Source organism: Lachnospiraceae bacterium oral taxon 500, from assembly GCA_002999035.1.
GTDB lineage: Bacteria > Bacillota > Clostridia > Lachnospirales > Vallitaleaceae > W11650.
In genome coordinates this window covers 2,705,829-2,718,087 of record CP027241.1, presented here as the reverse complement: position 1 = coordinate 2,718,087, position 12,259 = coordinate 2,705,829, and the positions used below count along the sequence as shown (strand labels likewise).

At 51.5% G+C, this 12,259-nt stretch carries 9 protein-coding genes; all 9 read left to right on the top strand.

What is annotated here, in order from left to right; translation table 11 throughout:
- Positions 1-203 precede the first annotated feature (203 nt).
- The 9 genes from C3V36_12380 (at position 204) to C3V36_12340 (ending at position 12,231) form a co-directional block, all read left to right on the top strand.
- Complete coding sequence (locus C3V36_12380; protein AVM70550.1) at positions 204-884, top strand: branched-chain amino acid transporter AzlC; 681 nt, start codon at positions 204-206, stop codon at positions 882-884.
- On the top strand, positions 877-1,209 hold the full coding sequence (locus tag C3V36_12375; GenBank protein AVM69967.1) for a branched-chain amino acid transporter AzlD: 333 nt from the start codon (positions 877-879) through the stop codon (positions 1,207-1,209). Before C3V36_12380 ends, C3V36_12375 begins: the two co-directional genes overlap by 8 nt.
- A 238-nt stretch (positions 1,210-1,447) precedes the next feature.
- Complete coding sequence (locus tag C3V36_12370) at positions 1,448-5,251, top strand: phosphoribosylformylglycinamidine synthase (protein ID AVM69966.1); 3,804 nt, start codon at positions 1,448-1,450, stop codon at positions 5,249-5,251.
- 183 nt (positions 5,252-5,434) lie between these two features.
- Positions 5,435-5,905 carry a 5-(carboxyamino)imidazole ribonucleotide mutase gene (gene purE / locus C3V36_12365; GenBank protein ID AVM69965.1) on the top strand — a complete coding sequence of 157 codons (471 nt, stop codon included), beginning with the start codon at positions 5,435-5,437 and terminating at the stop codon, positions 5,903-5,905.
- Between the two features lie 241 nt (positions 5,906-6,146).
- Positions 6,147-7,571 (top strand): amidophosphoribosyltransferase, encoded by a 1,425-nt coding sequence (locus tag C3V36_12360; protein AVM70549.1) that lies wholly within the window; start codon positions 6,147-6,149, stop codon positions 7,569-7,571.
- 11 nt (positions 7,572-7,582) lie between these two features.
- Entirely contained in the window at positions 7,583-8,629 is a 1,047-nt protein-coding gene (locus C3V36_12355) for a phosphoribosylformylglycinamidine cyclo-ligase (protein ID AVM69964.1), read from the top strand.
- Positions 8,605-9,255 carry a phosphoribosylglycinamide formyltransferase gene (locus tag C3V36_12350; GenBank protein ID AVM69963.1) on the top strand — a complete coding sequence of 217 codons (651 nt, stop codon included), beginning with the start codon at positions 8,605-8,607 and terminating at the stop codon, positions 9,253-9,255. Before C3V36_12355 ends, C3V36_12350 begins: the two co-directional genes overlap by 25 nt.
- Positions 9,256-9,369: 114 nt before the next feature.
- Positions 9,370-10,920, top strand: coding sequence for a bifunctional phosphoribosylaminoimidazolecarboxamide formyltransferase/inosine monophosphate cyclohydrolase (gene purH, locus C3V36_12345; GenBank protein ID AVM70548.1), 1,551 nt, complete (start codon positions 9,370-9,372; stop codon positions 10,918-10,920).
- A gap of 48 nt (positions 10,921-10,968) precedes the next feature.
- Positions 10,969-12,231 (top strand): phosphoribosylamine--glycine ligase, encoded by a 1,263-nt coding sequence (locus C3V36_12340; protein AVM69962.1) that lies wholly within the window; start codon positions 10,969-10,971, stop codon positions 12,229-12,231.
- The last annotated feature ends 28 nt before the right edge of the window (positions 12,232-12,259 follow it).

Sequence of the window (12,259 nt, the reverse complement as noted above, 5' to 3'; positions counted from 1 at the left end):
AAGTGCGGCAAATGCGAAGCATTTGGTCTGACGGTGGGAACCGGGCGATAAAATGCGATTTGAAGCGCGCAAGCATAAATGAATGCGACCACGAAGCGGGCATATTCATTTTGCGGCGCTTCGCCGGTAAAACAATTATTCCCTTTTGTACATACGATGGGGGCGGCTTTGGCAAATTAAAGAGATATTTTAAAGGTGCGATGATGAAACGAAAAACAATAGTAAAAAGAGCTTTTTTAAAAACGCTGCCGGTGATGGCCGGATACATGGTTTTGGGGATCGGCTTCGGCATGATCCTGCGGGGCAAAGGCTACGGCGTGCTGTGGGCGGGAGTCATGAGTATTTTGATTTATGGCGGCAGTATGCAGTATGTAGGGGCTGAGCTGCTGGCTGAAAACGTTTCGCTTTTGACGGCGGCGCTGACAGCGGTGGCGGTCAATGCCCGGTATTTATTTTACGGGATTTCCATGGTGGATAAATATAAAGGGCGCAAATATAAGCCTTTTTTGATTTTCAGCTTAACCGATGAAACCTATTCTCTGCTTTGTCAGGCCGGAGAAACGGAGCCGGATCAGTATTATTTTTGGATATCATTTCTGGACTACTCATATTGGATTACCGGCTCGATACTGGGTGCTTTTTTAGGCGGGATTTTACCGATTGATACCAAAGGCATTGATTTTGTGCTGACCGCCCTCTTTTTGACGATCTTTACGGAGCAGTGGCTGATGGTTAAAAATCATTTATCCGCCCTGGTCGGAATCGGTGCGTCAGTTTTATGCCTGCTGACTTTGGGCAGTCAAAAGTTTTTAATTCCGGCTATGCTGCTGATTGCGGTACTGCTAATCGGCCTGCGCAAAAAGGAGGGAATTACCAATGAATGAGCTGCATTCGTTTTTATTGATCGTGGTGCTGGCGGTGGTCACGCTGGGACTGCGAGGCCTGCCGTTTTTGATTTTTACGGGCGGCCGGAAAACACCGGAAATAGTAGTCTATTTGAGTAAGGTATTGCCCTATGCCATTATGGGAATGTTGGTTGTTTTTTGCTTTAAGGACACGGTGATAACTTCTTTTCCCTATGCGGCGCCGGAAATACTCGCAGCGGCGCTGGTTGTGGTGCTGCATATCTGGAAACGAAATACGCTGCTCAGTATTGTCAGCGGTACGGTTTGCTATATGATTCTGGTGCAGACTGTGTTTGTCAGATGAGCCGGGGAGCGCGATCTATTTTTTGTTCCGATTTCGGCACATAAATGGCAATTGTCACAGAGATATTCCGAGACGGGATTAAGTCAAATGCCTTACAACCAGTTTTTGAGCATAAAATTTCCGAACAATTTTATTAAAATATAAAAAAACATTCGGAAAATCCATTGACGCGGACTGATCTTGATGGTATGATAGAAAAAACAAACCATCTATCTCAAGCAAGGAGGACGAGCAAGCCGTGGTCAAGCGATTTTTGGTGCAGAAGCAGGAAGCCTTTGCAGAGGAAAAACATTCGATTTCAGACGAACTGAAAGGAATGTTTTCTTTTGCTGCCGCTAAATTAAAAGCGGTCGATTTATGGAACTGCTATGATATGGAAGCCGATTTTTCCGAGGAAGAATGGGCAGAGGTGTTAAAAAAGGTCTTGTCAGAGGTCAATACCGACCGGCTGGGCGGGGAAGAGCTGCCGATGCAGGCGGGTACCCGGTATTTTGCTTATGAATATTTACCCGGTCAATTTGATCAGCGGGCGGATTCGGCCGTCCAGTGTATATTGGCGGTAACCGGCAAAAAATGTGTGCTCCGCTGCAAAAAAATAATTGGTTTGACTGGTGATTTTTCCGATCAGGAAATAGAGCAAATGAAGGCCTACTTGATTAACGAAGTCGATTCGCATGAAGTTCCGCTGGCTAAGCCGGAGAACCTGCAAAATGATTTGGGGCGGCCGGAAGACATTAAATATTATCACGGTTTTACCCGGCTTTCCGCTGAAGAAATAAAAGCTTTTTACGCTCAGTCCGGGTTTGCTATGACGGAGGAAGACTTGCTGTTTTGCCAGCAATATTTTCAAAAGGAAGGCCGTGATCCCAGTGTCACGGAATTAAAGGTGATTGACACCTATTGGTCGGATCACTGTCGCCATACTACTTTTGCCACGGTGCTGACGGAAATTGACTGGGAACCGGACGATTACCTGCCGGTTAAGCAGGCGGCCTACCGTCTTTATCGGGAAAATAAGGCTAAATATGCGGCGGACAAGCCGCAAACGCTGATGGACATGGCAACACTGGGCATGAAGGAAATGAAAGCAAAGGGTCTGCTGCCGGATTTGGACGAATCGGAGGAGATTAACGCCTGTTCGATTAAGATTCCGGTCAGCTGTCAAATAGCTGACGGCCAAACCGAAACGGAAGATTATTTACTGCAATTTAAAAATGAAACGCATAACCATCCGACCGAAATTGAGCCGTTTGGCGGAGCAGCTACCTGCCTGGGCGGAGCAATCCGCGATCCGCTGTCGGGGCGGGCCTATGTGTTTGGCGGGATGAGAATAACGGGAGCGGCCGATCCCACCGAGAGCATGGAGCAAACGCTGGCGGGCAAGCTCCCGCAAAGAAAGATTACGGTGGAAGCGGCCGATGGGTACAGCAGCTATGGCAATCAAATCGGGCTGGCGACCGGCGAGGTCAGAGAGTATTATCATCCGGGCTTTAAAGCCAAGCGGATGGAATTGGGAGCGGTGATTGCCGCTGTCCCGGCAAAAAATGTCCGCCGCTTGCAGCCGCAGCCGGGGGATATCGTCATGGTGCTGGGCGGCGCGACCGGCCGGGATGGTGTCGGCGGAGCAACCGGTTCTTCCAAGGCGCATAGTACCGAATCAATTGATACGGCCGGAGCCGAGGTGCAGAAGGGAAATGCCCCGGAAGAGCGAAAATTACAGCGCTTGTTCCGGCGGCCGGAGTTTGCCCGCTGCATCAAACGCTGTAACGATTTTGGCGCGGGCGGCATCGCGGTAGCGATTGGCGAGTTGGCGGACGGCCTAGATATTGATTTGGACGCATTGCCGAAAAAATATGATGGTCTGGACGGTACGGAACTGGCGGTGTCCGAGTCGCAGGAGCGGATGGCGATTGTGATTGAAGCACAGGATCAGGCTAAAGTAGAAGCCTGGGCGGCGGAGGAAAATATCACGGCGGTTAAGGCGGCGGTGATTAATGATGACAGCCGGCTGCGCATGAATTGGCGGGGCAGCCGGATTTTGGATTTGAGCCGCGAGTTTTTAGACAGTAACGGTGTTTTGGGTCAAATCGGCGCATTGGTTCCGGCTATTACCGAAAATGAGTTTTTCCGGCGGAGAACGCAGCAGGGCGAGTTGCTGCCGGGCGAGGCCGGAGAACTGAAAACCAGATATTTAGCGGAATTATCCAGTTTAAATACCGGCAGTCAAACTTCTTTAGCGGAAAAGTTTGACAGCACGGTCGGACGGGGGACGGTGCTTTTTCCCTATGGCGGAAAAACGCAGACCAGCAAGGTAGACGGCATGGTCTTTAAAATTCCTGTTACAGCCGGCGAAACGGATGATGCAGCCTATATGACGCATGGTTATTGCCCGGAAATGGCGGTTTGGAGCCCGTTCCACGGTGCCCTGTTTGCCGGGGTGATGGCGGCGGCGAAGGCAGTTTGTCTGGGGGCGGATTACAGGTGCCTACGGCTATCCTGTCAGGAGTATTTTGAGCGCCTGCGCCGGGAGCCGAAACGCTGGGGGAAACCGGTGGCGGCGCTGTTGGGTTCTTATTATTTTCAAAGTCAAATGGGACTGGCTTCCATCGGCGGCAAGGACAGTATGTCCGGCAGCTTTGAGGATTTGGATGTGCCGCCGACTTTGATTACCTTTGCCGTTTGTGCCGGTAAGTCCGAGGCGGTTATTTCTCCGGAATTAAAGGGCGGCGAGACTTGCTTGCTGTATTATCCGCTTAAACTGACAGAGCAGAAAATACCGGATTTTAATTATTTAAAGGAAATGTTTGCCAATATTCAGAAATGGAACCGGCAAGGCATGATTTTAGCAGCGAAAATGGTCGAGAGTTCCTTGGCGGCGGCCATTGCCGGGATGGCCTTTGGCAATGAGCTGGGTGTTCAGCTAAAAGAGGCGATTCCAGAGTTATTTGCGCCGGATTACGGCAGTATTTTACTGGAAGTTCCGGCGGCTGAATGGCAAGCGCGGCAGGCAGAACTAGCGGCAGCCGGGGTTCGGCTTTTGGGGCAGATCCATCCGCAGCCGGAAATCAGCTGGCAGGGGCAAAAGGTAAGCATAGCCGAGTTAAAAGCAGCTTGGCAAAAGCCGCTGGCCGGTATTTTTAAAGACCATGTCTGCGGCGAGCCGCTGGCGGCAATAGCGCCGGAGCAGGCGGAAAAGCCGCTGAAAGCCGGTCGGCAGACCGCACACAGCCGGAGCAAAACGATGAAACCGCTGGTTTGCATTCCGGTTTTTCCGGGGACAAACTGCGAATATGATATGGCGAAAGCTTTTACCAAGGCCGGTGCCGAAGTGGAAACGGTGGTGCTGCGCAACCGCAGCCGGCAGGAATTGACCGATTCCATTGCCGCCCTGTGCCGGAAAATTGAGCAGGCGCAGATCTTGGCCTTGGCGGGTGGTTTCAGTGCCGGTGATGAACCGGACGGAGCGGGCAAGTTTATTGCTGCGATTTTGAGCCAGCCGGAGTTAAAAGAGGTAATTAACAGCCATGTCAAGCAAAAGAAAAACTTGATTTTAGGAATTTGCAACGGCTTTCAGGCGCTGATTAAGACCGGCCTTTTACCGTATGGGGAAATCAGGGAACTGGAGGCCGATTCGCCCACTTTGACTTATAACCGGATTGGCCGGCATATTTCTCGAATCGTAACCACCGAAATTTGCAGCATCAGCAGCCCGTGGGCGGATGGCCTGCGGCTGGGCGAGCGGCACGAAATTGCGGTGTCGCATGGGGAAGGCAGATTTTATGCAGATGCGGAATGGATTCGGCGCTTGTCAGCCCAGCACCAGATTTTCAGCCGCTACGTTGATGCCGGCGGAACTGCTTACAGCGAAGGGGAGTATAATCCCAATGGTTCAGCGTTTGCAGTGGAAGGGATTCTCAGCCGGGATGGTTTGATTTTAGGCAAAATGGGACATACCGAGCGCTATGAAGCGGGATTGTTTAAAAATATCGGGGGCGAAAAGAGACAGGATCTTTTTACCGCTGGTGTGGAGTATTTTAGATAGCGCTTAACTTTTGGGAGCAAGATAAACCGTCTTTTAGCGCAGCCGTGGCTGAAAATCAAATGTGTTTAGCAGGCAGGCTTTTGTTTGCAGGCTGCGAATTCGGATCAATACGATGTTTTCAGTGTCGGAAAAGGAGAGCGGCCAATAGACGGTGTAATAGTATGATATACGATAGGAGGAGCAATGAAAGCAGCGGTTATTATGGGCAGCCGGTCGGATTTGCCGGTGGTGGAAAAGGTTTGGCAAATGCTGGAACGGTTTGGAATTGAGTATGAAGTGAGGGTGCTGTCGGCGCATCGGACGCCGGATGAAGCCTTGGCTTATGCCCGGGCGGCGGAGGAAAACGGAATTGATTTGCTGATTGCCGCCGCCGGTAAAGCGGCGCATTTGCCGGGAGTGCTGGCGGCGGTTACGATTTTGCCGGTGATTGGGCTGCCGGTTAAATCTTCTACGATGGACGGCCTGGATTCCTTGCTTTCTATGGTGCAGATGCCGTCCGGCGTACCGGTAGCGACGGTGGCGATTAACGGTGCGGAAAATGCCGGCATCTTAGCGGCCGAGATTTTGAGTTTAAAATATCCGGAATTGAAACCGCGGCTACTGGCGTTTAAAGCGGAAATGCGCGAGAAAGTTTTAAAGGACAGTTATCTTTAAAGAGTTTTATTAACTAAACTTTCCCCTGATCGAAGTGCTGCGCACTTCTGCCCGGGCGGGCGGTCTCACGAAAAAAGACTATTCTGACGAACATGGGAAAGTTGAGTTACTAACTGATGATAAATCTCCTGCCGGCGAGCCGGCATCGGATTTAACACTTGTTTGGAGCGGGACTTTTCGACTGCCGGAATGCATGGCGCGGTCAGGAAAATTCGGCTCAGAAATGCGGAGCATTGCAGCCATGAAAAAAGAAGAAGTTTTTAGTGAAAGAGAATATGTGCAGGACAAACTGAAAGAGGCCTGCGGCGTGGTCGGGATTCATGCCCACAAGAATGTGGCGGATATGATTGTTTTGGCGCTGCTGGCGCTGCAGCACCGGGGGCAGGAAAGCGCCGGGATAGCGTTGCTGCGGGACGGCCAAATGCAAAGCTATAAGGATATGGGGCTGGTTCGGGAGGTTTTTTCCCGGCAGATGTTACAGAGTTTAAGCGGGAATACCGGTATCGGTCATGTCCGCTATGCAGCCGGCGGTGACAGCCAGATTGTGAATGCCCAGCCGTTGGTGATCAATTACCGGGGCGGCAGTATTGCGCTGGCTCATAACGGCAATTTAGTCAATGCCTACCAGATCCGGCGGGAACTGGAAGAAGATGGGGCGATTTTTCAAACGACGATCGATTCGGAAGTGGTATTGAGCCTGATTGCCAAAAACTACAAGGCCGGTTATAAAGAAGCGATTTTAAAAACCTTAGACCGAATTCAGGGAGCGTATGCTTTCACCATGCTGTGCGAGGGCAATCTCATCGGTATCCGCGATCCGCACGGGATTCGGCCGCTGGTTTTGGGCAGGCTCTGGGACGGTTATATGCTGGCCTCGGAAACGGTCGCTTTGGATATTGTCGGAGCGGAGTTTGTTCGGGACATTTTGCCCGGGGAAATGGTGATTATCAATGATCAGGGGATAGAGTCTGTTCGCTATGCCGAGAACCAAAGACTTGCGCATTGCAGCTTTGAATATGTTTATTTTGCCCGGCCGGACTCGGTGATTGACGGCAAGAGCGTTTATGAAACCCGAAAAAATGCCGGCCGGCTGCTGGCCAAATCCGATGACGTAAAAGCCGATATTGTCGTGGCTGTACCGGATTCAGGAATTGCGGCGGCGCTGGGCTACGCGGAGCAGTCCGGGATTCCCTATGATGCCGGTCTGATTAAAAATAAATATATGGGTCGGACTTTTATTGAGCCGACGCAGGAAATGCGGGAGCAGGCGGTCTTTTTAAAGCTGAGTGTTTTAAAAGAGGCGGTCAGAGATAAGCGAATCGTGCTGATTGACGATTCCATTGTCCGGGGAACGACCAGCCGGCGGATTATTAAGATTTTACGGGATGCCGGAGCCAGAGAGATTCATTTTCGGATCAGCTCTCCGCCGATTAAATATCCGACTTATTTCGGGATTGATACGCCGGTCATCAGTGAGCTGTTGGGGGCGAATTACAGTACGGAAGAAATTTGTGAAATGATCGGTGCGGACAGCTTAAAGTATTTAAGTATTGACGGTTTGGTGGAAGCAATCGGGATTCCTAAGGAAAGCCTGAATCTGGATTGCTTTAACGGCGAATATCCCATAGAAATACCGGAAGAACTTAAAAATCAGACCAAGCGGTAGAAGGAGAAAAGATGGCAAAACTGGATTATAAAGAGGCCGGCGTCGACATTCACGCCGGTTATGAAGCGGTTAAGCGGATGAAAAAACATGTCCGGTCAACCTTGACACCGGAAGTAATTGGAGATTTGGGCGGCTTTGGCGGGTTGTTTTCAATTGAAATGGCCAAAACGATGGAAAAACCGGTGCTGGTTGCCGGAACGGACGGAGTCGGCACTAAATTAAAGCTGGCGATTGATATGAATAAGCATGACAGCATTGGGATTGACTGTGTGGCAATGTGTGCGAATGATATTTTGTGCCAAGGGGCGAAACCCCTGTTCTTTTTGGATTATATTGCCACCGGTAAACTCCGGCCGGAGCAGGTCGAAGCAATTGTGGCCGGGGTGGCTGACGGCTGCCGGCAGGCTGAAATGGCGCTGATAGGCGGAGAAACGGCGGAGATGCCGGGCTTTTATGCGCCGGGCGATTATGATGTGGCCGGTTTTTGCGTGGGCATTGTCGACCGGGCCAGGGCCATTGACGGCAGCAGTATTCAGGCGGGCGATGTCCTGTTGGGGCTGGCTTCGTCGGGTTTGCACAGCAATGGTTTTTCGCTGGTGCGCAAAATATTGGAGCAGAAAGGGATTGCCCTTAGTCAAAAATTAAACGACAAGCAGACAGTGGGGGAAGTCTTGCTGGAGCCGACCAAAATTTATTATCAGGCGGTGGCGCCGTTTTTCGGCAAAAATAGGTTAAAAGGGTTGGCTCATATCACCGGCGGCGGATTTTATGAAAATATTCCCCGGATGCTGCCGTCCGGTTTAACGGCTGAAATTCAAAAAGCATCGTATCCTCTGCCGGAAGTTTTTAACCGCTTGCAGGAATGGGGAGATTTGGACTGGGATGCGATGTATCATACTTTTAACATGGGAATTGGTTTGGTTGCAGCGGTGGCAGAGGCGGACGCGGAAGCGATTAAAAATGACTTGAATCAAAGGGGCTGGGCGACTTATGCTATTGGTCGGGTCATTGCCGGAGAGGATGGGGTAAGATTATGCGAACCAGATTTGCTGTTTTAATTTCAGGGAATGGTTCTAATTTACAGGCTTTAATTGATGAAGTCCATGCCAAAGGGATTGCCGAGATCGTGCTGGTGCTGTCGGACAGAGCCGATGCATATGGTCTGATCAGAGCGGAAAAGGCAGGTATACCGGCGTTTTTTGTCGATCCCAAGGAATACCCGAACCGGCAGGAGTACCATTTGGCGCTGCTGCGCATGGTGCTGGAAGCGAAGGCTGATTTTGTGGTGCTGGCCGGCTATTTGCGGATATTGACGAAGCCTTGGATTGACATTTTCCCCAATCGGATTTTAAACATTCATCCCTCGCTCCTGCCGCGGCATTGCGGCAAGGGCTACTATGGGCTGAAGGTGCATGAGGCGGTGCTGGCGGCGGGCGATACCGAGAGCGGTGCGACAGTGCATTTTGTGGATGAGGGAACGGACACCGGGCCGGTACTTTATCAGGAACGGGTAAAGGTAGCGGCGGATGAAACACCGGAGAGCTTGCAGCAAAAGGTGCTGGCGGTCGAACATCGGCTGCTGGTCAAGGCGACGGCGGAGCTGGCCGAAAAACTGCGGCCGGCCGAGGAAAAAGAGGAAGATGAAATCGTGGCGATGAGCGATATTTTACGGAACATACATTAATAACGGAGCTTTCCTGTGTTTGATAAAACAGTCATTTTACGGAGCGGGTTGCGGAAGACCTACGGCATCCCGCCCGGCAGGGGAAACTGAGTGAGCCAAGAAAAGAGGGAAAAAATGGGAAAAAGAGCGCTGATCAGTGTTTCGGATAAGACTGGTATTACCTATTTAGCAAGGGAATTGGTGAGTTTAGGCTTTGAGATAATTTCTACCGGCGGAACGGCCAAAACGCTGCGCGAGGGGCAGATTCCGGTGACGGATGCGGCCGAGATAACGGGCTTTCCCGAATGTTTGGATGGTCGGGTCAAAACGCTGCACCCGCATATTCATGCCGGACTTTTGGCCTGCCGGAATAATCCGGAGCATATGCGGCAGTTGGCGGATTTAAAGATTGAGCCGATTGATGCGGTCATTGTTAATTTGTATCCGTTTAAGCAGACTATTTTACGGTCGGAGGCAGAACTGGCGGAAGCAATTGAAAATATTGATATCGGCGGGCCGTCGATGCTGCGGGCGGCGGCTAAAAATTATCAGGATGTGTCGGTGGTGGTTGATCCGGCCGATTACGGGGCATTGATTGAACAACTCAGGCAGGGCAAGGCGGCGCCGGAATTTAATTTTTATCTGGCGGCCAAGGTTTTTACCCATACGGCCAATTATGACGCGCTGATTGCCGGATATTTAAATGAAAAGACCGGCCGGCAGTATCCGGAAACGCTGACTCTGACCTTTGAAAAAAAGCAGAATCTGCGCTATGGAGAAAACCCGCACCAAACGGCGGCCTATTATCAGGATATTACCGCCGAAAAAGGGCTTTTGACCGGAGCGGAGCAGCTGCACGGCAAGGAACTGTCGTATAACAATATCAATGACGCAAATGGAGCGCTGGAACTATGCAAGGAGTTTGATCAGCCGACGGTGGTGGCCTGCAAGCACAGTAATCCCTGCGGAGTGGGGAGCGGCGCGACAATTTCAAAAGCCTATCAAAAGGCCTATTTGGCTGACCCTAAGTCGATTTTTGGCGGAATTATTGTCGCTAACCGGGAAATTGACGCTGCCACGGCCGCCGAGATTCATAAGATTTTTATTGAGATTGTGCTGGCACCCGGTTTTAGCCCGGAAGCACTGGAAATTTTATCCGCCAAGAAAAATATTCGCCTGCTGGTACTGCCGGAATTGGCGCAAAAAAACAAGGGCGGCTATGACCTGCGCAAGGTCAGCGGCGGTTTGCTGATACAGGAGCGGGATGACGAGGATTTATGGCCGGAAAAGCTGCGCTGCGTGACGGAGCGGCAGCCATCGGCTCAGGAAATGGAAGATTTGCGCTTTGCTTGGAAGCTGGTCAAATATGTTAAGAGTAACGGCATTGCCATTGCTAGGGGCAGTCAGTCGCTTGGTTTAGGGACAGGGCAGGTCAACCGGATTTGGGCGGCGGAGCAGGCGATTGAGCATTGCCGGGAGGCTTTGGGCGGCGAAATCTTAAAAGGTGCAGTGCTGGCCTCCGATGCCTTTTTCCCCTTTGCCGACTGCGTAGAAGCGGCTGCCCGGGTGGGAATTACGGCGATTATTCAGCCCGGCGGGTCAACCCGGGATCAGGATTCGATTGATATGTGCAACCGGCATCAGATTGCCATGATATTTACGGAAATCCGGCATTTCCGGCACTAATACCAATTTTCTCGTGTATCAGGATAAAAAATCGAAAGGAATCAAAAAATGAAATACTTAGTGATTGGCAATGGGGCGAGAGAAAGCGCGATTTTATGGAAACTGCGGCAGGACGAACCGGCAGCGCAGCTCTTTTGCCTGCCGGGTAATGGCGGAACGGATGAGATTGCCGAAAATGTGGCGATTGCGATTGATGATCTGACGGCGGCAGCAGATTTTGCTGAACAAAATCAGATTGATTTAACCATTGTCGGACCGGAGCAGCCTCTGGTGGAAGGGATTGTGGATCAGTTTCAGCGGCGGGGGCTGGCGATTGTCGGCCCGGATCAGGCAGCGGCCAGACTGGAAGGGAGCAAAGCCTTTGCCAAGGAATTTATGAAAAAATACCGGATTCCGACTGCTGATTACGCGGTGTATGATTCGCTGGAAGAGGCTGTATCGGCGCTGAAAAATCGGTCATATCCGGTAGTGCTGAAAGCAGACGGTCTGGCGGCCGGCAAGGGGGTTTTGATTGCGGCGTCCGAGGCAGAAGCGGCGCTGGGCTTGACCCAGATGATGCAGGACAAAAAGTTTGGTCAGGCCGGCAGCAGAGTCGTAATCGAGGAGTTTTTAAGCGGCACCGAGGCGTCGCTGATTTGTCTGGTGGACGGGCAGACGATTTTGCCGCTGGAAAGCGCCAGAGATTATAAGCGGGCGCTGGACGGTGACCAGGGCTTAAATACCGGTGGCATGGGCTGCTTTTCGCCTAATCCGGTTTTGCAGGATGCGGCGGTGCAAAAAGAAATTGACGAGCAGATTTTAAAACCGGTGCTGCGCGGCCTGCAAGCCGAAAACATGAACTTTCGGGGAATTTTGTTTATCGGTTTGATGCTGACTGCGGCGGGCGTAAAGGTTTTGGAATTCAATGTCCGTTTCGGCGACCCGGAAACGGAGGTGCTGCTGCCGCGGCTGTGTTCGCCCTTAGGGCAGGTGTTGACCGCCGTTTGCCGGCAGCGCTTATCGGAAATCAGGCTGCAATGGCGGCAGGAAGCCTGTGTCGGTGTAGTTTTAACGTCCGGAGGCTACCCGGAAGATTATGAAAAAGGGAAAGAAATTACCGTTCCGGCGGCGGCTAAAGCGGAAATGATTTTTTATGGCGGGGTGGCTCGAAACCGGCAGCAACAGATGATTACGGCCGGCGGCCGGGTACTGGTTGCCGCTGCCTGCGGAGCGACGCTAAAAGATGCCCGGCAAAAAGCATATCAGCTTGCCGAGCAGATTCATTTCGAGGGCAAAAGTTTCCGGCGGGATATTGCCTGGCTGGAAAATTGACATTATGTAAATATCCAAAACCGGCAGG

Excerpts from the sequence above, each read along its gene's own strand:
- C3V36_12380 (AVM70550.1), top strand. The coding sequence starts at position 204 with ATGAAACGAAAAACAATAGTAAAAAGAGCTTTTTTAAAAACGCTGCCG.
- C3V36_12375 (AVM69967.1), top strand. The coding sequence starts at position 877 with ATGAATGAGCTGCATTCGTTTTTATTGATCGTGGTGCTGGCGGTGGTC.
- purE (AVM69965.1), top strand. The coding sequence starts at position 5,435 with ATGAAAGCAGCGGTTATTATGGGCAGCCGGTCGGATTTGCCGGTGGTG.
- C3V36_12360 (AVM70549.1), top strand. The coding sequence starts at position 6,147 with ATGAAAAAAGAAGAAGTTTTTAGTGAAAGAGAATATGTGCAGGACAAA.
- C3V36_12355 (AVM69964.1), top strand. The coding sequence starts at position 7,583 with ATGGCAAAACTGGATTATAAAGAGGCCGGCGTCGACATTCACGCCGGT.
- C3V36_12350 (AVM69963.1), top strand. The coding sequence starts at position 8,605 with ATGCGAACCAGATTTGCTGTTTTAATTTCAGGGAATGGTTCTAATTTA.
- purH (AVM70548.1), top strand. The coding sequence starts at position 9,370 with ATGGGAAAAAGAGCGCTGATCAGTGTTTCGGATAAGACTGGTATTACC.
- C3V36_12340 (AVM69962.1), top strand. The coding sequence starts at position 10,969 with ATGAAATACTTAGTGATTGGCAATGGGGCGAGAGAAAGCGCGATTTTA.